Below are 19,863 nucleotides of genomic sequence, written 5' to 3' on the forward strand. Positions count from 1 at the left end.
CGATCCCGGCGATGCGGTCCGGCGACGCGGAGTGGACCGACTGGCAGTGGAAGTCGCTGGTCATCGACACCAACTGCCGCGAGATCGTGGACAACGTCGTGGACATGGCGCACTTCTTCTACGTGCACTACTCGTTCCCGACGTACTTCAAGAACATCTTCGAGGGCCACGTCGCCATCCAGGAACAAGCCGGCGTGGGCCGCGACGACATCACCGAGTGGACCGACCCGGACGTGCCCAAGCTCGTCGGCCACGGCTCGATCGCCGCGTACCACGGGCCGTCGTTCATGATCGACGACCTCGTCTACCACTACGAGGGCTACGACGTCGAGTCCGTCCTCATCAACTGCCACTACCCGATCTCCGCGAACCAGTTCGTGCTCATGTACGGCATCTCGGTGAAGAAGACCGACAAGGTCCCGGCCGAGATGGCCGACCAGCTCGTCGACGCGATGATCGGCTACATCGGCGTCGGGTTCGAGCAGGACATCGAGATCTGGAAGAACAAGACCCGCATCGAGAACCCGCTGCTCACCAACGAGGACGGCCCCGTCTACCAGCTGCGCCGCTGGTACGAGCAGTTCTACGTCGACGTCGCCGACATCACCCCCGACATGGTCGACCGCTTCGAGTTCGAACTCGACACCACCAAGCCCGTCGAGGCATGGAAGGCCGAGGTCGCCGAGAACCTGAAACTGCGTGGCGCCAAGCTCGCCGGCGCCGCGGAGACGTCGGCGTGATGCAGCACGTCGACTGCACAAGCTGCGGAGTCCAGGTCCTCGTCGAGAAGCACAGCTGGGAGCACACCAGTGTCCAGTGGAGCACCGACCGACCCGAAACCATCTGCGACGAGTACCGGAACGATTCGTCGTTGACACTGCGCGGAGCGCGTGTCGGGCGTTGCGCCGCACTGCGTGAATCGATCGCCGTGGCCGCCGTGGACGGACGTATCCCCTTCTCCGACTGACCCAGCGATCCGGAAGGAACGAGAGAACGATGATCGACAAGGACAAATACGGCCCGTGGGCGTTCGTCGCCGGCGGCTCCGAGGGCGTCGGCGCCGGGTTCGCTGAGGAACTGGCGAAGGCCGGACTGAACCTCGTGCTGCTCGCCCGCAAGCCCGGCCCGCTCGACGAGACCGCGGCGAAGGCTCGCGCGCACGGCGTCGAGGTTCGCACCCTCGCCGTCGATCTCCTGGCGGCCGACGCAGTCGAGCAGATCCGGGAGACAACCGCGGATCTCGAAGTGGGACTGCTGATCTTCAACGCCGGTGCCAACACCTACGGCCACGAGTTCGTCACCGGCGATCTCGATGCCTGCCGGCAGGTCCTCACGCTCAACGTCGACCGCCAGCTCGAGCTCTCGCAGATCTTCGGCGCACCGATGCGCGAGCGCGGCCGCGGCGGCATCATCCTGCTCGGTTCGCTGGCAGGATTCGTAGGCGCCGAGCACATGAGCATCTACTCGGCGGCGAAGGCATTCAGCCGCGTCTTCGCCGAGGGCCTCTGGCTCGAGATGGCCGAGCACGGCGTCGACGTGCTCGAGCTCGTCCTCGGTGTCACCCGAACGCCGGCCATGGAGCGAGTGGGCCTCAACTTCGATCTGCCGGGCCTCAACGCGTCGGACCCGTACGACGTTGCCCGTGAAGGACTCGAACACCTCACCGACGGACCCGTCTGGGTCGCGGGGGGGAACTACGAATTGGCCTCGAGCCGTGCGGGATTGCCGCGCGGCGAAATCGTCCGGGCGGTTGCCGCCGAAACCCGAGCAATGATGGGACGCTGATGAACACCACCGATTACAACCCCCTCCTCGACACCCCGTCGACCGCCGTCATCATCACGGGCGGCGCGTCAGGCATCGGGCTGGCCTCGGCGCGAGCCCTCGCCGAGTCCGGTCGTCCCGTTGCACTCTGGGACATCAACGAAGCAAAGGCAGCCTCCGAGGCCAAGCTGATCGCCGACGAGTTCGGCATCGACGCCATCGGCGTCGGTATCGACCTGAGCAATCCCGATCTGTACGCAGCCGCGTTGGAGGCCACCCGCTCGGCACTGCCGAACATCGGCGGACTGGTCCACGCTGCAGGCGTCGTCGACACGGGGAATCTCGATGGCGTGACCGTCGACGTGTGGGACCTCGGTATCAACACGCACCTGCGGCCGCTGATCCTCCTGGCCAAGGAACTGCTTCCGGATTTCATCGCGAATCCCGGTTCCGCGATCGTCGGTATTGCATCGATCAACGCCACCCTCGGCAACGCGATCAATCCGGTCTACTCCGCTGCCAAGGGCGGGATGCTGTCGATGGTCCGTTCCCTCGCAGACCGGCTCGGACCCGAGGGCATCCGCATCAACTGCGTCTCGCCGGGCCAGATTCTGACCCCGATGCTGCAGCCCACCGTGGACGCCCTGCCGGAAGGCACGTTCGAGCGCCGCATTCTGCTCGGACGCCTGGGCCGCCCCGAGGAAATTGCGCGCGCCGTGCGCTTCCTGCTGTCCGACGAGGCCAGCTACATCACCGCCACCGAACTCGTCGTCGACGGCGGCAACATCTCGTCACAGCGCATGTGATGATCCGCCGGTGGCCGACGCTCTCGGAGCAGATGGCCACCGGCGGGCACCCGAGTGATCTGCCCGGTTCACGAACCCGAGGACGCGGGGTCCGGCCGGGTCGCCGCGAGAACGATCCCGATGGTCCGCTCGATCTCCTCGTCGGATGCTTTGCGGCCGAGGGTCATCGGCGCCATGAAGAGAGGAGCAGCGAGCGCGTTCACCATAGCCTCCGGCGTGTGGTGGGAGTTGGCCTCGCCTCGGTCGATCGCGCGGTGCGCCATCTGCTGCCACGCATCGAGAACTGGCCGGTACTGCTCCAGGACGAGCTTGTTGAATTCGGGATAACGACGGCTCGCCGTGAGCGCCGCCGACGCGACTTCCACCGGTCCGGCTGCATACTCCGCAATCTGTTCGGCGAACGTCCGAACGTCGGACTCCTATGAGCCCGTATCCGGGGGAGCGACCTGTCGAACGTGCATCGCCAGCGCCTCGACGAGCAGGTCGTTGTGCGCGGGCCACCACCGGTAGATCGTCTTGCGGCTGACACCGGCACGGGCCGCGACCTCGAGCGTGGTGAAGTCGAGTCGCCCTTCCGCAAGGAACGCCAGACACGCCTCACCGACAGCGACGCGAACCTTCTCGCTTCGGCCACCGCTGCGTGTACGCATCCTTTCGGCCTTGCCGGAGTCGACAGCGCCCTCGGCAGCAGGCATTTCCGTCTCGGCCTGCACCGGGCCGATCGAGTCGTCGTTCGCCATCCGCTTGCTCAACGCCATCTCCCTCGACTGTGCGGTCCTTGCCGGCAACGCGGCCGACCTCAATGTCGGCGTCGACCTGCTGAGCTCGGAGCAGCTGCGGCGGGAGTATCTCGACCTGTCCTTCGCACCACACCACGTCGGCATCGTTCAGCGCGACGCCTTGATCGTGAATCCGCGCGAATTGTTGCGTGCCGAACTGACCGCCGCCCTCGGGAACGGGGCCGTTCTGATCCGCGACGTGGTCAGCGGTGTCGAGCGGTCTCGTCATGGGGTGCTCGTCACCGCCCGTTCCGGTGAAACCTTCTATGCTGGAACGGTTGTCGTCGCGGCAGGAGCTGCGACCAACGTCAGTAGCCTCCTCTCACGGCCACTGGATCTGCGCACCTATGGAGCGACGGTGGTCCTCGTCGAGGTATCGGATCCTGCCGAACTCGACATCCCGGCCATGATGTACCTGAAGGCCTCAGGAGACCACGTTGCTTTCGGGGGGATCGTCATGCCGCCGCTGAGATACCCGGACGGGCGTTGGTATCTCAAGTGCTCCGGCCGCAGCCTGCTCGACAACCCCCTCGACTCGGCCTCTTCGATCGCACGGTGGGTCCGTAGCGGTGGCCGGCAGGAGGACATTCGCGAATCACTCGATCTGCTCACCGAACTCCTTCCCGGCAAAGCCCTCGGTCCCGCACACACGCGCCCCTGCATGGTGTGCGAAACCCCGACCGGCTTGCCGTACATCGATCGGGTGGACGGGCACACCGTCGTCGCTGTCGAGGGGGAACGTGGCGCCATGGCAGCGGACGAAATCGGCAGACTTGCTGCAGAACTCGCGCTCGAAGGAGCGTGGACAGACGGCATTCCGCACGCGGCGTCCAGGCCCGATGGACGGAAGCCGAGTCTTCGCCTCCACTGAGCGCCGCTGCGCGTGCGTGACCCCGTACGACCGCTCCGCGAGTAGAAACGGATCACCTCCGGTGAAGTGTTCGAACGGCCCCGTCATCCCTGCCGAAATGGTGCATGTCTACCAGCATTGCCATGTCGCTCCTGCCGTCCGCGCAGGTGACTTCATCATCTGCTCAGGCGTGCTGGGGCAGCGCCTCGATGGAACCATTCCTGACGATCACGCAACAGAGTTCGCCCTCGCATTCGAGAATCTCCGGTGCGTACTGGCGGCGGCCGGAGCCGAGTTGGCTCATATCGTCGAATTGGTCACGTTCCATACGGATCTCGAAGGCGACCTGGGTTCCTTCACGACAGTCAAGGAGCGGTTCATGCACGAGCCGTATCCGGCATGGACCGCCGTGGGTGTTACCCATCTCGGCGCCGGATCGATCGTGACACCGCGAGTCGAGATCAAAGCCACCGCGTATCTCGTCTCCGCTCCCTGATTCCTGTCGCCTGCTCCGAGGCGTATGTCGTGGCCGGCAATACGACTCGGACACAGAGATTTCCGTCGGCATCGTCGCCGACGCGGCACTCGCCGGGCCCCTTGATGTGATCACGATTCCGCAGTCGATCCGGGAGGCAGATGCGCGCCGTCCGCGACCATGACCGACTGATCAGGTCGTGTATTCGTCCATGCGCGCCCGCTGGTGAACATGCGACGAGACACGCTCGCCGTCGACCGACGGGGAGCTAGCAACCCTGCACACGTGAGAGTGCAGACACAGAGGAGAACAGATGGGTTCTTCGGAATCAGACCTGATGACGCTGGGCAACATCGCCACGATCGTCGGTGCTGCGGCGGGCATCCTGGGCGGAATCGGTGCGGCCGCTGGCCTCGCCGCGTTCTTCGGCGCGGGCGGCGCGCTCAGCTGACAACGGTGTGTGACTAGACCGTCTTTGCTCGACGCGCACGAAACCGGGTTCGCGCGACACCTTCCTCGCGCGAGCCCGGCTCGTGAAAGCCTTTGCTTACCAACTGCAAGTCTGATCCTGCCGCTGCACGCCGGCACCTATCGATTCCTGTCGATCAGGACCGTCGGAGCGCTCGAGCCGCTACGGCAACGCAAGTGCAATAGCGGCCGGATCGTTGGAGGTGCCCGCATCCGCGGCAACGGCCTGCAGGTCGGCGGCCTGCTCTGCCTTGCGAGGCAGGGCCGCTGCCGTGACCAGGGCCATGGCTGCGGCCGCCGCAGCGATCAGGTAGCCGACGGTGATACCGGTGTCCGAATAGAGCACCTGGCCATCGAGTTCCATCGCGATGTGCGAATTGAGCGCGGCGAAAGCGATCACCGGCAACACCGCGGGCAGGATGTTCTGCGAAACGGACGCCAGTGCGCCCGTGGTCGCCTGCAGCGACTGCGGAACGGTGGCCAGGAGCAGGTTCGGCGTGCTCGCGTAGCCGATGCCGGTGCCGAGACCGGCGATCGCGGCAAAGACGATCACCGCCCACTTGTTCTCGTGTGACAGTGCGGTCGCGGCAGTGCCGACCGTCATGAGAACGAGGCCGGCGATCATCGTGACGCGCGGCCCGATCCGGCCGACGAACCGGCCGACAAGGACTCCACCGAGGACGGTGGTGGCACCGAACGGTGCTTGGAAGATCGCGTACCCTTCCGCGTCGACGCCGAAGCCGTACCCCAGACCGAGTTCTGCCGGGGTCATGGCCATGTACGGCAGGATGATGGTGAACACAGCACTGACGCCGTAGACCAGACCGCTGGTGAGCGTGGTCAGCGCGACCGGACGGTTGGCCAGCAGGCGAAGGTCGATGAGCGGCTGCTCGATTCGGCGAGCTGAGACGATCCATGCCACGAAGAGCAGTGCACCGCCGATGAGGTACGCCAGGGTACTGGGTGCGGCCCAGCCCCAGTCCGGTCCGACACTGACGCCGACGAGCACGCCGGCGATGCCGGTGCCGAGCAGGATCGCGCCGACCAGGTCGAGGCGCGAGCGCAGGCGCAGGTTCGACTCGTCGGTGGTGAGCATGATCATCGGGGCGAGGACCGCGAGGCAGATCAGCGTGAACCAGAACATGCTGCGGAAGCCGAAGTTGTCGATGAGCCAACCGGCCAGGAACGGTGCCGGGATAGCTACCAGCCCCATCCCGCTGATGACGACGCTGACCGACATCGTGACAGTGCGCTTGGGGAACACGTCACGGATGAGCGTGTAGACGAGGAACAGGCACGGGTTGAGCATGCCGGTCAGGGCGCGGCCGATCACCAGGACTCCGAACGACGGGGCGACCGCCGAGATCAGCGCGCCGACGGCGGCCAGTGCGATGCACACCATCAGCAGCCTTCGCTTGCCGTAGGTGTCGGCGAGCTTGCCGATCAGTGGCGATGCCACGGCACCGAGCAGCAGGAAGGCGGTCAGCAGCCAGGCGCCCTGCGTTGTCCGGTAGTGCGCCGAAATGTCCGGCAGCGCTATCGAGATCAGCATGTAGCTGATCGACAGGAGTTCGAGCAACAAGCCCATCGAGAGCAGGGACAGGAGCACTCTCGGCGTCCAGCCCGCATTCACAGACTGTTCGGGACCGGGAGAGTTGGTGTCGACTTCGAAATCGGGAGAGTGCATGCGCGGTGGTCCTTCCAGGACGGGTGAGATACCACGGGAGATGCCTCGGGAACACGTCGAACAATGAAGGAGAGGCGGAATGGCCTGGAGCAAAACAGCATTGGCTTGCGATGGCCGAATTCGCGGTCGGGTGTCGCACCGAGAATGCGAATGCTAGAGCCGAGGGATCCCACCGGAAGGCACACATCCCACCCAGTGGGAGATTCTTCGATACGCATACCCGACCCGGCAACTCCCGAAGACCGGGCAAACCGGCCAAAAGGACGCGATCTACTGGATACCAAGCAGTTTCGACTCGAATCTCAACCGGCGTGCGGGGCCTCGTGGAGGACTGCGATACCGCCGATGAACCCTTCCAGTGCGACCGAGAAGGCATCGCCTCCCACATAGTCGTGCAGCTCGGTCACGAATCGTGCGGCGCGCCGATGATCGGTCGCGGCCCGCTCGTCCAGGTCCACACCCTCCCGCCGGCGCCACTCACGCAGGTCGACTCCCGATTTCAGCTCCTCGCCCGGATCGTCGATGGCGAGCGCAGCCATCCCCAGAGTCAGACCAGCGACACCGAATATCACTGCGTAGCCAGCGGATCGACCAATTCCGGCCCGCTCCAGGCGCTCGAGGACGAGTTCCAGTTGATCCAGAGATGCGGAATCCACTCGACGACGTGGAGTGGACCACACGCTGATCAGCCAGGGGTGGCGCGTGAAGGCCTGCCAATCGCCGATCGCCATGATCCGAACCAGTTCAGACCAGGACACCTCCGGAGCGCGCGGTAGCGGGCTTCGTGCGGTGATGGTGTCGACCATCGCGACGATGAGGTCGTCACGGTCCCTGACGTGCCGATACGACGACATCGTGGATACGTTCAGCGCCGCAGCAACTCGCCGCATCGATACCGCCTCGATTCCCTCGGAATCAGCAATAGCGATGCCTGCCAGAGCAATCCGCTCGCGTGTCAGCGGTGCTTTCACGGCTTCCTTCATCCTCGAAAATCCTCCGCTCGGGTAGTGACAGCACGGCGCGGCCGTGTGTACAGTGTACGCACGGCGATGTGATCGATGCCATACCTGGCTGCCACATGCCGCTACAGAGCTCAATGCCGAGCTCGATGGTGAGCGTATATCGCAAGTCCCGCAGCCGATTCCGGGACAAGCACCCTTTCGTTTCGACACAGACAGAGGTGCATCACATCCATGAAACTTGTCATCCTCAGCGCCGGTTCCATCGCAAGCTCTGTTGCGCGCATTCTCGCGCCTACCGGAAGCTACGACGAACTCGTCATCGCCGACATCGACCTCGACAAGGCCACTGCGGTCGCTAGTGAACTCGGAGGCAAGGCAGAGCGGTTCGATGCGACCGATCCGGCCAGCATCAAGTCGGTGATCACCGGTGCGGACGTCGTGTTCAACGCAGTCGGCCCGTTCTATCGGTTCGGGATGCCGATCATCCGTGCCGCGATCGAATGCGGAGTCAACTACGTCGACGTCTGCGACGAGTTCGACGTTGCCGAGCAACTGGTCTCGGCCGCGGATCTCGACGAAGCCGCCAAAGCCGCCGGAGTGAGCGTCATCTTCGGCATGGGCTACGCCCCCGGCATCACAAGCCTGATCGGCCGCTGGGCAGTCGAGTCGCTGGACTCGGCGCACAGCGTCGACGTGGCGATGGCCATCCCCTACATGGTCGACATGGGCGCAACCATCAACGAGCACATGCTCCACTCGATGTCCGGTGACGTCGTGCAGTACATCGACGGCAGCATGAAGCGGGTCCCCGCGTGGGGCGATCCGAAGCCGTTCTCGTTCTCGGCGCCCTTCGACACCACCGCATATGCCGGGTACATGGGCCACCCCGAGGGCATCACACTCGGCACCTACCTGCCGGGGCTTCGCAACGCCACCGTGCGCTACACGTGGTTCGAGCAGGCCGGGAACGACCTGTGGCAGCTCTTCGAGAAGCTCGGCCTGACCAACCCGAACAAGCTGGGCGACCTGCCGATGTCACCGCGCCAGTACCTCGCCCACTACATGTCCACGGAGGAGGGCGAGCGCGGCCTCGCCGTCGAGCGCGCCGGTCAGCCCGGGACCGCGATGCAGATCATCGCTGACGGCGCGATCGACGGGGAGCCCGCTCGCGTCGTGTTCGAGACCCAGATCCTCTACACCGAGGCGAGCGGTGCCGACCCGACGCCGCACGCCGCCGCGGCCGCCGTCCGCGAAATGCTCGAGGGTCGCATCACCCGCACCGGTGTGATGTCGCCGGAGGCATGTATCGATCCGGAACCGTTCGTCACCAGGGTGCTCGACGCGACCGGCGTCAGGCTCAGCAAGCGGGTGACGACGACCACCACCATCCGCTGACCATCGTCTTCGCCGACTGAGGGGAATGCCGGTCCGCCGGTGGTCGACGTTCTCGGAGCCGACGACCACCGGCGGGGACCTGACTAACCGACTTTCAGCCCCGCCATCCAGGTGAGGAACGCGTCGACGTCGTCGGGACCGATGTCCAGGGCCGACGGACGCACCAGCAGGGTGTCGACACCCAGTTCCTGCGCCTCCTTCGCCGAGGCCGCCATGGCGTCGAGGTCGACACCACCGGCACCGTCGGCGACGGCCGGAAGCATGATCTGGACCTCGGCGTCGGCCGGGTCCCGGTCGTGCTCCTCGAAGCACGCGCGCAGCAGCGCGACGGACTCCGCGAGCCGGTCCATGTCGGCGGGGGCCGCGGTCCAGCCGTCGCCGACACGCGCGATCCGGTCGAAGTTCCGCTTGGACGGCGCCATCCCGAAGATCACCGGGACACGGGCCTGGACGGGTCGCGGCAGGCTGTGGAAGTCGTCGAACGCGAAACCCGTTCCGGTGAACGACGCCGGCGGCGCACCCCACAGTTCGCGGCACGCGGCCACCGTCTCCTCGAGCCGGCCGAACCGCCGCTCGAACGGAATGCCCGCGGCGTCGTACTCGGCCTGCTGCCAGCCCACACCCATCCCGATCCGGGCCCGGCCGCGGGACAGCACGTCCAGTGTCGCGATCTGCTTGGCCAGCAGCAGCGCCGGACGCAGCGGTGCCACCAGTACGTACACGCCGAGGTCGACGCGCTCGGTCACCGCGGCCACCGCGGAAAGCAGCGACATCGGCTCGAGCCACGGGTGCTCGAGATCGAACGGGAAGCCGTTGTCCCGCACCCGCTCGGCATGCGCCTCCCGCGAGAAGCCGAGATGGTCCGACGTCGTGATCAGGTCGACGCCCCGACGGTCGGCCTCCGCCGCCAGGTCCAGCACCCCGCGGTGGTCGCCGTCGTAGAACCGTTCCGCCCCGAAGACGTCCAGTCCGATCCGCATGTTTCCCTCTCCTCTTCCTGTCCGCAATGCACTGAACGGGAGCTCACGGCACGGTTTCGCGAACGAAGCGTGCCGTGAACTCCCGTTCGGGGTTGCCGGTCAGACGCGACCGAAGTACGCGTCCTTGAGCACCGCGATGTCGTCGATCTCCGACGCCGGCGAGTCCATGACGACCTTGCCGATGTCGAGGACCGTCACGTGGTCGGCGACGCTCATCGCGGCCTCGACCGCCTGCTCCACGAGGAGCACGGCCAGGCCGGTCTCCTTGAGCAACTGCACCCGCTCCATGACCTCGTTGACGATGACCGGGGCCAGACCGCCGGACGGCTCGTCGAGCAGCAGCAGCGTCGGATTCGACATCAGTGCCGCACCGATCGCCAGCATCTGCTGCTGGCCACCGGACATCGAGCCCGCCAACAGGTTCCGCTTCTCGCCCAGGATCGGGAACATCTCGTAGATGCGCTCGACATCGGGCTTGAGCGCGCTGCGCCGCATCTTCCGGGTGTAGCCGCCGAGGAGCAGGTTCTGCTCGATGGTCTGCTTGTGGAAGACCCGCTTGCCCTCCTGCACGTAGGCCATGCCGCGGCGCACCCGCTGGTGCGCGGCGACCCCGGAGATGTCCTGGCCGTCCATCTCGATGGTGCCGCCGTGGACCTTGTTCAGGCCGGAGATGGCACGCAGCGTGCTGGTCTTGCCGGCACCGTTGCGACCGAGCAGCGCCGTGACCCGACCCGGGTAGACGTCGAACGAGACGTCCCACACCACCCGCAGGTCACCGTAGCCGGACTGCAGATTCCGAACGCTCAGAACCGGTTCCATCACTCCACCTTCTCCAGCTCGGCAGCGGTTCCACTGTCCGGATCGACACCGAGGTACTCGCTGAGCACCCGCGGGTGATGCTCGATCTCCTCGGGCGGGCCGGACGCGATGACCTGCCCCTGCGCCAGCACGACGATGGTGTCGGCGAGCGAGAGAACCAATCGGAAGTTGTGCTCCACCAACAGGACCGTGGCCCCGGCGTCGCGCAGCGCCCGGATCAGCACCGACAGCCGCACCAGCTCGTCCTCGTCCATGCCGGAGGCGATCTCGTCGAGCAGCAGTACCCGCGGCTCGGCGATCACCGCGCGCGCGACCTCGAGCATGCGACGCATACCCAACGGCAGCGACGTCGCGACCTCGTTGCGCAGGTGCGACATGCCGACGAGTTCGAGGACGCGTTCGGCCTCGACGATGTCCGCCTTGGCGACCTTGCGGAAGCCGGGCAGCCGGAGCACGGCCGAGAGCATCGAGGCACGGTCGGTCATGTACCGACCCGACGCGACCGCCTCGAGCACGGTGACGTTCTCGGGGATGTTCGGCGTCTGGAACGTGCGGGCCACGCCCTCACGCGCCACCCGGTGCGACGAGAACTTCTGGACCTCGGTGTCGCCGATGACGATGCGTCCCGCGTCCGCGGTGTAGAAGCCGCAGATCATGTTCAGCATGGTCGTCTTGCCCGAACCGTTGGGGCCGATCAGTGCGGTGACCTTGCCCGCCTCGGCGCGCAGCGTCGCCGACTTCAGGGCCTGGTTGCCGCCGAACGCCTTCGAGATGCCGTCGACCTCGAGCGTGGAGCCCGCGATCGGTGCCACGACGGGCACTTCGTTCGGATCGCGGGGCGCCGGGCGCTCCGCCACCCCGATGCCGGCCTTGCGGTCGAGTCGGGTCGCCAGGGACCGGAAGACCTTGGTGAGGCCGCCGGAGAGCAGCACACCACCGAGGATCAGGAAGCCGCCGTAGAACAGCAGCGAGTACTCCTGGAACGCCGTCGACTGGTTGGGGCCGAACTGCATGATGGCCGCACCGATCACGGCGCCGTACACGCTCGCCGAACCGCCGAGGATCGACGCCGCCAGCACCGCTGTCGCGAACGTGAACCCGAACGCCTCCGGGGAGATGAACAGGTCCGTGTTCGCGAACAACGCACCCGCGAGACCGGCGGGCAGGGCACCGATCGCGTAGCCCAGCAGCTTCATCCGGTACACCGAAACGCCCTGGGACTGCGCGAGGACGGGCGACTGCTTCAGCGTGCGGAACGCGATCCCGTGCCGCGAGACCACCAGGTTGCGCATCACCACGAACCACAGGATCGTCACCACGACGACGACGTAGTAGAAGTCCTTGTCGATGTCCTGACCGAACAGCGTCGGAGGCTCCATGCCGGACAGGCCGTTGCGGCCGCCGGTGTTGCCACCGAAGATCGCCAGGATGTCGGGCACCAGCAGGATCAGGAAGAACGACGTCATCGCCAGCGACCAACTGCCCAGTCGCAGACCGGGAATGCCGGTGAGGATGCCGACGACGAGCGCGACGGCGCCGGCGGCGACCAACTGCAGCAGGATCTCGGTGTGTCCGGCCTGCGACATCAGACCGGCCGTGTACGCACCGGCCGCGTACATCGCGGCCTGGCCGAGTGCGAGTTCACCCGCGTAGCCGAGGCTGAGGTTCAGACCACTGACGACGAGCGCCAGGATGCATGCGAGCTGGAGCTGACGCGTGTTGGTCGCGTCCATACCGAGCATCGGCGCGAAGAACACCGCGGCACCGAAGACGAGCGCGAAGATCCAGCTGGGGATCGCGCGGAGAGTCCGCCAGATCTGCATGGCTACACCACCCGTTCTTTCACCGTGCCGAACAATCCGGCCGGCTTGACCATCAGGATGACGATCAGCACCGTGAACACCGCGATGTTGCTGTACTGGCTACCCGCCCACAGCGCGGTGAACGATTCGACCAGGCCGACGGTCAGACCGCCGATCAGCGCACCCGGCAGCGAACCGAATCCACCGATGGCCAGGGCCACGAAGCCCTTGAGTGCCAGCGCGGCGCCGAGGGTCGCGACCGCAAAGGTCTTGGGGCCGACGAACAGTCCCAGCACGCCGGCGAGCGCACCGGAGAACGCGAATGCGCCCATCGCGATTCGGCGCACGTTGACGCCACGGAGCATCGCGGCCTCGCGGTCCTCCGAGACGCCCATCAGCGCCAGACCGGTCATGGTCCGCTTGCTGAGCTGCCCCAGCCCGATCACGAGCACGATCGACAGCACCAGCAGCGCGATCTCGACCGGGTAGGTGCGTCCACCGAGGATGGTGATGGGGTCGTTGGAGCCGAAGAACGGAACCGTGAGCGGCTCGCTGCCCCAGATCAACTGCGTCGCACCGTTGAGCAGCGTCGCCGCGCCCAATGTCGTGACGAGTTGGTTCTGGTGGTCGGCGACCGGTCTGATGGCGACCAACTCCTCGACCGCGGCGAGAATCATCACCGTCACCGTCGCCATGACGGCCACCACCAGCACGGGAAGCTTCAGGGTCACCAGACCCGTGTAGGCGACGAACGTGCCGACCATCATCAACTGCGCCTGCGCGAAGTTGAAGGTGTTCGACGAGACGAACACGATGTTGTACCCGATGGCCACGAGTACGTACACGGCGCCGAGGGCAAGCCCCGACCACAGAATGGTCACCGTGGGTCCCTCCTCCGAGTAGCGGGAACGAAGATCATGGAACTCATGCCTGCGGGTTGCCGAACTGTCCGTTGACGACCTTGGTGGGCGCGATGAACTGCATCTCGTCCTGCGCCGGGTTCGGGCCGTGGTTGTCGGCGGTGAAGTTGTAGCGCGACAGGAAGGCCGTCTGGGCGTTCTTCTGGACCTCTTCGGTCTCGAGGGCCTCGGCCAGCTTCTCGGCGTCGGTGGTGGTGCCGGCCTTCTCGGCGGCGGCAGCGACCAGCGGGAACGCGTCGTAGTTGTCGGCGATGATCAGCGTCGACGAGATGGTGCCCAGCGACGCCATCGTGTCGACCATCTTGTTCACGGTCGCGTTGTTCGGGTCGTAGACGGTGCTCGTGAACACCTGCGAGACAAGGTTCTTCACCTCGGGGGTGCCGAGGACGCCGTTCGGCGGCTCGTTCGCGACGAGGCTGGTGCTCGACACTGACGTGTTGCCGATCAGCGGCACGTCCCAGCCCAGGCGCTGCATGCTCTGCAGGACGTACCCGAGCGGGGCGCCGTAGGCGTCGAGCGCGATGGCCTTGGCGCCGGCGTTCTTGAGCGACTGCAGCTGCGCGGTCATGTCGAGCGCGGTGGACTCGTACTCCTCGTTGCCGGCCTGCTTCAGGCCTGCCTTCTCGAGCGCCGAGGTCATCTCCTTGCCGAACAGCTCACCATAGGCGGTGCTGCCGTGGATGACACCGATGTCGTTGTAGCCCTTCTCCTTCGCGTAGCCGACGATGCCGCGGGCGTTGTCGGTGGCTCCGGGCGCGAGGTCGAAGTTGAGCGGGAACTTCGACGGGTCCGTCGAATCCGGAGTGGGCGCAACATTGAACGAGAGGATGTCGTTCTGCTTGAGGATCGGCAGCACCGCGGCGCCGATGGACGACGGGCCGGAGTTGAGGACGAGGTCCGGCTTCTGCTTGTTAATGGCCTCGCGCACCTTGGTGACCGCGATCGTGGCGTCACCGGCGTCGTCGACGACGGTCAGTTCGATCTGTCGGCCGCCGATGCCGCCGGCCTGGTTCTGCACCTCGACGCCGGCCTTGGTCGCGAGGATCGACGTCTGCGCGTTGGCCGCGAGCACACCCTGTGCGCTGATGCCGCCGGTGACGAGCACCCGGTACGGCTGATCGGCACCGCCCGTCTCGGCGGATTCGGCACTGCTGCAGCCCGCAAGAGCCAGGACGGACGTGGCGGCTACCGCTGCAACGACAACTGGACGCCGATTTCTCATGACTGCTCTCCTAGGACACCCGAAACACACCGAACCAAGCGCTCGCTTGGTTCGATCGGACGCGAGAAGGCCCGGACCACGTGCAACAACCCATAGGTTCCGCGCACGCCGCGCACATCCCACCCAGCAAATGCTCGATCTATCAAGCAGTTGCTCGAGCGGGAGCATATGAGTGTGACGTAGATAACGTCAAACGGACTTACCGCGAGGCGGGAAACTCGGCGGAATGATTTCGGCCCTGGTAGCTTCCCGTACCCTCACCCCCGCGAGCATTGAACGGGAGTTCACGGCACAACATCGACGTACAGGCGTTCCCTGAACTCCCGTTCGCGGGTTGGCGCGCAAGTCGTCCACAGGTCGAGCGATTTCCACAGGCGTGCTCGGTGCCGGGATTCGACGGCGGATCGTGTCGGCGTGCGGCGCGCAGTGTGCCGGCATGACGGAACTGCTCGTACCGTTCCGTGGCGCCGCGGCCCTCGATCGGCCACCTGCGCCCGCCGCACGGGCACGATCTACCGCGACGACATCCCGCCCGACGAGGTGACCGCGCACAGTGGAGTGCGACTCACCGCTCCCCTGCGCAGCGCGATCGAGGAGTCCGACGGTCTTGCGCGACGCCGGAGCCCCCGGATAAGCGACGAACGGGAATTCACGGCACGCTTGCGGGGTTCGAAGCGTGCCGTGAATTCCCGTTCAGGGCTTGGGGGTTACGGGTCGTATCGCGATACCCGGAAGACGGCTGCGGTCAGCGCTCGTTGCGCGGCTTCCAGACGACGATGGCGTTGCTGCGCGGGATGGGGACGAGGTCGCGTCGGTAGCTGGCGTGGATCCGGGCGATCTCGGCGGCCATCTCGTCGACGCGGTTCTGCAGTGCCTCGACCTGGTTGGTCAGTTCGATAATGCGCTTGATGCCGGCGAGGTTGACGCCCTCGTCCTGGGACAGGCGCTGCACCTCACGCAGCAGCGCCACGTCCCGCGGCGAGTATCGGCGTCCGCCACCGGTTGTGCGGTGCGGGGTGACCAGCCCGAGCCGGTCGTAGTTGCGCAGCGTCTGCGCGTGCATGCCGGCCAGTTCGGCGGCCACCGAGATGACGAACACCCGCGCGTCGGGGTCCGGTGGGACCTCCGACTGCTTGCGTGGCTTGTCGCTCATGATGGTTCACCCGTTCGATCGGTTCGGCCCCGTCAGGCGCCGGCCCATCCTGCCCGCGGATCGAATCCGCTGGCCTGCTCCGCCTCCAGGTACGCCTGGAGCGCCTCGGTGGCGGGGTCGTCGAGCTTCTGCGGCACCGCCACCTTCACGGTGACGAGCAGATCGCCGGCTCCTCCGCCGCGCTTGGGCACACCGCGCCCCCGCACCCTCAGAATTCGTCCGTCCGCGGTTCCTGCCGGAACCTTCACGCCCACACGGCCGTCCAGCGTCGGTACCGACACCGTCGTGCCGAGCACGAGTTCGCCGTAGCTGACGGGCACCACGACCGTCAGGTCGTCACCGTTGCGTCCGAAGACCTTGTCGGGGCGCACATGCACGGTCACGTACAGGTCGCCCGACGGCGCACCGCGCAGCCCGGCCTCGCCCTGGCCGGCGAGACGGATCTTGGTGCCGTCGCTGACGCCGGACGGCACGCGGACAGTGATGGTCCGGGTGCGGTTGGTGACGCCGTTGCCGTGGCAGTCGGTGCACGGGTCGTCGATGATCGACCCGGTGCCGCGGCAGTCGTCGCACGGCTCGCTGAACCCGAACGCGCCCTGGTTGCGGCTCACCACACCGGTTCCGTTGCAGCGCGGGCACACCCGCGGGCTGGTGCCGGGATTGGCACCGCTGCCGTGACACGTGGTGCACGGCGACGGGCTGGTCAGGCGCAGCGGGACGGTGACGCCCTGCGCGGCCTCGCGGAACTCGAGCGTGGTCTCGGTCTCGACGTCGCTGCCCCGCCGGGGGCGCGAACTCGCGGTGGTCCGGCCGCCGCCGCGGTTGAACAGGCCACCGAAGATGTCGCCCAGGCCACCGTCGCCACCGCCGGCACCGCCGCCGAAGAGGTCGTTGATGTCGAAGCTGCCGCCACCGAATCCACCACCGCCGGTGGAGTATCCGGCACCGGGGCCGAAGCCGCCGCTTGCGAACAGGCGACGGGCCTCGTCGTACTCCTTGCGTTTCGCGGGGTCGGTGAGGACGGCGTTGGCCTCGCTCACCGCCTTGAAACGCTCCTCCGCCTTGGTGTCACCGGGGTTGGCGTCGGGATGCAGATCCCGGGCCAGCTTGCGGTACGCCTTCTTGATCTCGTCGGCGGAGGCGTCGGAAGAGACACCCAGCTCCTTGTAGAAGTCCTTCTCGATCCACTCCCGTTGGCTCACTGGGTGCCTCCTCCTTTCGTCGTTTCCTGTCTAGCTACTCGGCCGCCACATCGGATGCAGGCTCGCCGTTCGTGACGGTCACCATCGCCGTCCGGAGAACCCGATCACCGAGGCGGTAACCCTTACGCAGCACTGCGCCGAGGACAGGGTTGTCGCCGTCGCCCTCCATCTGCACGGCCTCGTGCAGATCCGCGGAGAACGCCTCGCCCTCCTCGCCGAAACCGGCGAGGCCGAGACCCTCGAGCACGCCGGAGAGCTTGTCCGACAGTGCCTTCAGCGGCCCCGTCTCGAGGTCCCCGTGAGCGCGAGCACGGTCGAGGTCGTCGACCAGATCGAGGAACTTGCTCACCACGGAGGCTCGCTCGTCCTCGACGGCCCGATCGATCCGGGCCAGCGAGTTGCGGCGGATGTTGGCGATCTCCGCCTTTGCGTAGCCCAGTTCGGTACTGGCCTTCTCGAGTTCGGCGGTGATCGCGGTCAGCTCGTCCGTCTCGGCCGCACCGGCCTCGGCCGCCTCCTGAGAGGCGGCCGGGGCGGCGGTGTCCGTGACCTGGTCGTCGACCGTCACCGATTCACGCTCGGGGTTCTCGGCGGTCACTTCTTGTCCTGGTCGCTCGGCTCGTCGACGACCTCTGCGTCGACGACGTTGTCGTCGGCCGGGCCGGAGCCGTCACCGGATGCGGCGGCGTCGGCGGCCTGAGCGTCGTAGATCGCCTGGCCGAGGGCCTGCGACTCGGTCGACAGCTTCTCGACCGCGGCCTTGACGGCGGCGAGATCGGTGCCGGCGAGAGCCGTCTTGACCTCGGTGATCGCGGCCTCGACCTTCTCCTTGACGTCGGCCGGCACCTTGTCCTCGGAGTCCTTGATGAACTTCTCGGTCTGGTGCACCAGCGAATCGGCCTGGTTGCGGACCTCGGCCTCCTCGCGACGGGCCTTGTCCTCCTCGGCGTGCGCCTCGGCGTCCTTGACCATCCGGTCGATCTCCTCCTTGGACAGGCCGGAGCCGTCCTGGATCTTGATCGTGTTCTCCTTGCCGGTGCCCTTGTCCTTGGCGGTCACGTGGACGATGCCGTTGGCGTCGATGTCGAAGGTGACCTCGATCTGCGGCACGCCGCGCGGGGCCGGCGGGATGCCGGACAGCTCGAACGATCCGAGCAGCTTGTTGTGCGACGCGATCTCGCGCTCACCCTGGAACACCTGGATCTGCACCGACGGCTGGTTGTCGTCCGCCGTGGTGAAGGTCTCGGAGCGCTTGGTCGGGATCGTGGTGTTGCGCTCGATGAGCTTGGTCATCACGCCGCCCTTGGTCTCGATACCGAGGGACAGCGGGGTGACGTCGAGCAGCAGGACGTCCTTGACCTCGCCCTTGAGGACGCCGGCCTGCAGTGCGGCGCCGACGGCGACGACCTCGTCCGGGTTCACGCCCTTGTTGGGCTCACGGCCACCGGTGAGCTCACGAACCAGGTCGGAGACGGCCGGCATACGGGTGGAACCACCGACGAGCACGACGTGGTCGATGTCCTTGATCGCGATGCCCGAGTCCTTGACCACGGCCTGGAACGGCGCGCGGGTGCGGTCCAGCAGATCGGAGGTGATCTTCTGGAACTCGCTGCGGGTGAGCTGCTCGTCGAGGAACAGCGGGTTCTTGTCCGCGTCGACCGTGATGTACGGCAGGTTGATGGAGGTGCTCTGCGAGCTGGACAGCTCGATCTTCGCCTTCTCCGCGGCCTCGCGCAGACGCTGCAGGGCCATCTTGTCCTTGGTCAGGTCGATGCCGTTCTGCGCCTTGAACTTGTCGACGAGCCACGACACGACGCGCTCGTCCCAGTCGTCGCCGCCGAGGTGGTTGTCACCGGAGGTCGCACGGACCTCGACGACACCGTCGCCGATCTCGAGCAGGGACACGTCGAAGGTGCCGCCACCGAGGTCGAAGACCAGGATGGTCTGTTCCTTCTCACCCTTGTCGAGGCCGTACGCCAGCGCGGCCGCGGTGGGCTCGTTGACGATGCGCAGGACGTTCAGACCCGCGATCTGGCCGGCCTCCTTGGTGGCCTGGCGCTGGGCGTCCTCGAAGTAGGCGGGGACGGTGATGACCGCGTCGGTGATCTCCTCACCGAGGTACGCCTCGGCGTCACGCTTCAGCTTCATCAGCGTGCGGGCGCTGATCTCCTGCGGCGTGTACTTCTTGTCGTCGATCTCCACGGTCCAGTCGGTGCCGATGTGGCGCTTGACCGAGCGGATGGTGCGGTCGACGTTGGTGACCGCCTGGTTCTTGGCGGGCTGACCGACGAGCACTTCACCGTTCTTGGCAAAGGCCACGACGGACGGGGTGGTGCGCGAGCCCTCGGAGTTGGCGACCACTACGGGCTCGCCGCCTTCGAGTACAGACACGACCGAGTTGGTGGTCCCGAGGTCGATTCCGACCGCACGAGCCATAGTGATCCCTCACTTTCCCTCTTTGCAGCTTCGTGAGCTGCGGTTTTGCTTCTCTACGCTGAACTGATGAACCTCAGGTGAGCGTATCCGGCTCAAGTTTGCATCCGACCCCGGTCGAAGTCAATTCCAAACTTGAGTCACCC

At 66.3% G+C, this 19,863-nt stretch carries 19 protein-coding genes and 2 pseudogenes; 8 read left to right on the forward strand and 13 right to left on the reverse strand.

The annotated features are described in order from the left end of the window. The 4 genes and pseudogenes from EGT67_RS10765 to EGT67_RS10780 form a co-directional block, all read left to right on the forward strand. Positions 1-740, forward strand: a pseudogene (locus EGT67_RS10765) (3-ketosteroid-9-alpha-hydroxylase); the annotation flags it as partial. Continuing rightward, complete coding sequence (locus EGT67_RS10770; RefSeq protein WP_421958115.1) at positions 737-967, forward strand: hypothetical protein; 231 nt, start codon at positions 737-739, stop codon at positions 965-967. The pseudogene EGT67_RS10765 and the gene EGT67_RS10770, both read left to right, overlap by 4 nt. 29 nt (positions 968-996) lie before the next feature. After that, positions 997-1,785, forward strand: coding sequence for an SDR family NAD(P)-dependent oxidoreductase (locus tag EGT67_RS10775; protein WP_127916079.1), 789 nt, complete (start codon positions 997-999; stop codon positions 1,783-1,785). Then, on the forward strand, positions 1,785-2,570 hold the full coding sequence (locus EGT67_RS10780) for an SDR family NAD(P)-dependent oxidoreductase (protein WP_127916080.1): 786 nt from the start codon (positions 1,785-1,787) through the stop codon (positions 2,568-2,570). The genes EGT67_RS10775 and EGT67_RS10780 overlap by 1 nt, the downstream gene beginning before the upstream one ends. Positions 2,571-2,638: 68 nt before the next feature. On the opposite strand, the pseudogene EGT67_RS25285 reads toward EGT67_RS10780, so the two are convergent. Together EGT67_RS25285 and EGT67_RS25290 are read right to left on the reverse strand one after the other, a co-directional pair. Continuing rightward, positions 2,639-2,974, reverse strand: a pseudogene (locus EGT67_RS25285) (TetR-like C-terminal domain-containing protein); the annotation flags it as partial. 15 nt (positions 2,975-2,989) lie between these two features. Next, entirely contained in the window at positions 2,990-3,328 is a 339-nt protein-coding gene (locus EGT67_RS25290) for a TetR/AcrR family transcriptional regulator (RefSeq protein WP_241565974.1), read from the reverse strand. On the opposite strand from EGT67_RS25290, the gene EGT67_RS10790 reads away from it, so the two are divergent. The 3 genes from EGT67_RS10790 to EGT67_RS25055 all read left to right on the forward strand — a co-directional run bounded on the left by EGT67_RS10790 (position 3,315) and on the right by EGT67_RS25055 (position 5,125). Beyond that, the gene (locus EGT67_RS10790; protein WP_206612359.1) at positions 3,315-4,220 is read left to right on the forward strand and encodes an NAD(P)/FAD-dependent oxidoreductase; all 906 of its coding nucleotides are present in this window, start codon (positions 3,315-3,317) and stop codon (positions 4,218-4,220) included. The two genes, EGT67_RS25290 and EGT67_RS10790, sit on opposite strands and share 14 nt — an antisense overlap. A 61-nt stretch (positions 4,221-4,281) precedes the next feature. Beyond that, complete coding sequence (locus tag EGT67_RS10795; RefSeq protein ID WP_164877531.1) at positions 4,282-4,695, forward strand: RidA family protein; 414 nt, start codon at positions 4,282-4,284, stop codon at positions 4,693-4,695. A gap of 292 nt (positions 4,696-4,987) precedes the next feature. Next, entirely contained in the window at positions 4,988-5,125 is a 138-nt protein-coding gene (locus EGT67_RS25055; RefSeq protein ID WP_164877532.1) for a hypothetical protein, read from the forward strand. A 180-nt stretch (positions 5,126-5,305) separates the two neighbouring features. On the opposite strand, the gene EGT67_RS10800 is transcribed toward EGT67_RS25055, so the two are convergent. Together EGT67_RS10800 and EGT67_RS10805 are read right to left on the reverse strand one after the other, a co-directional pair. Then, positions 5,306-6,829 (reverse strand): MFS transporter, encoded by a 1,524-nt coding sequence (locus EGT67_RS10800; RefSeq protein ID WP_127916083.1) that lies wholly within the window; start codon positions 6,827-6,829, stop codon positions 5,306-5,308. Positions 6,830-7,131: 302 nt separating this feature from the next. After that, positions 7,132-7,812, reverse strand: a complete 681-nt coding sequence (locus tag EGT67_RS10805; protein ID WP_127916084.1) for a TetR/AcrR family transcriptional regulator — start codon at positions 7,810-7,812, stop codon at positions 7,132-7,134. A gap of 210 nt (positions 7,813-8,022) precedes the next feature. Here EGT67_RS10805 and EGT67_RS10810 point away from each other — a divergent pair, with 210 nt between their 5' ends. Next, positions 8,023-9,186, forward strand: a complete 1,164-nt coding sequence (locus EGT67_RS10810; protein WP_127916085.1) for a saccharopine dehydrogenase family protein — start codon at positions 8,023-8,025, stop codon at positions 9,184-9,186. An 83-nt stretch (positions 9,187-9,269) separates the two neighbouring features. Here EGT67_RS10810 and EGT67_RS10815 read toward each other — a convergent pair whose 3' ends face one another. From EGT67_RS10815 to dnaK, 9 genes are all read right to left on the reverse strand, one after another. Then, a complete protein-coding gene (locus tag EGT67_RS10815) occupies positions 9,270-10,166 on the reverse strand; it encodes a TIGR03619 family F420-dependent LLM class oxidoreductase (protein WP_127916086.1) in 897 nt (298 codons plus the stop codon). Positions 10,167-10,265: 99 nt separating this feature from the next. After that, positions 10,266-10,985, reverse strand: a complete 720-nt coding sequence (locus EGT67_RS10820) for an ABC transporter ATP-binding protein (RefSeq protein WP_127916087.1) — start codon at positions 10,983-10,985, stop codon at positions 10,266-10,268. Next, positions 10,985-12,808 (reverse strand): branched-chain amino acid ABC transporter ATP-binding protein/permease, encoded by a 1,824-nt coding sequence (locus EGT67_RS10825; RefSeq protein ID WP_127916088.1) that lies wholly within the window; start codon positions 12,806-12,808, stop codon positions 10,985-10,987. The genes EGT67_RS10820 and EGT67_RS10825 overlap by 1 nt, the downstream gene beginning before the upstream one ends. Before the next feature lie 2 nt (positions 12,809-12,810). Then, positions 12,811-13,668 (reverse strand): branched-chain amino acid ABC transporter permease, encoded by an 858-nt coding sequence (locus EGT67_RS10830; protein ID WP_127916089.1) that lies wholly within the window; start codon positions 13,666-13,668, stop codon positions 12,811-12,813. A 43-nt stretch (positions 13,669-13,711) separates the two neighbouring features. After that, positions 13,712-14,929: an ABC transporter substrate-binding protein gene (locus EGT67_RS10835; protein WP_127916090.1), complete on the reverse strand. Its 1,218-nt coding sequence runs from the start codon at positions 14,927-14,929 to the stop codon at positions 13,712-13,714. 745 nt (positions 14,930-15,674) lie between these two features. Continuing rightward, positions 15,675-16,082, reverse strand: coding sequence for a heat shock protein transcriptional repressor HspR (locus tag EGT67_RS10840; protein WP_127916091.1), 408 nt, complete (start codon positions 16,080-16,082; stop codon positions 15,675-15,677). Between the two features lie 32 nt (positions 16,083-16,114). After that, positions 16,115-17,284: a molecular chaperone DnaJ gene (gene dnaJ / locus EGT67_RS10845; protein ID WP_127916092.1), complete on the reverse strand. Its 1,170-nt coding sequence runs from the start codon at positions 17,282-17,284 to the stop codon at positions 16,115-16,117. A 34-nt stretch (positions 17,285-17,318) separates the two neighbouring features. Continuing rightward, positions 17,319-17,882, reverse strand: a complete 564-nt coding sequence (grpE, locus tag EGT67_RS10850) for a nucleotide exchange factor GrpE (protein ID WP_127916093.1) — start codon at positions 17,880-17,882, stop codon at positions 17,319-17,321. Next, positions 17,879-19,720: a molecular chaperone DnaK gene (gene dnaK, locus EGT67_RS10855; RefSeq protein WP_127916094.1), complete on the reverse strand. Its 1,842-nt coding sequence runs from the start codon at positions 19,718-19,720 to the stop codon at positions 17,879-17,881. The genes grpE and dnaK overlap by 4 nt, the downstream gene beginning before the upstream one ends. Positions 19,721-19,863: the final 143 nt, after the last annotated feature.

It is taken from the genome of Prescottella agglutinans (assembly GCF_004011865.1).
In the GTDB taxonomy this organism is placed as follows: Bacteria; Actinomycetota; Actinomycetes; order Mycobacteriales; family Mycobacteriaceae; genus Prescottella; species Prescottella agglutinans.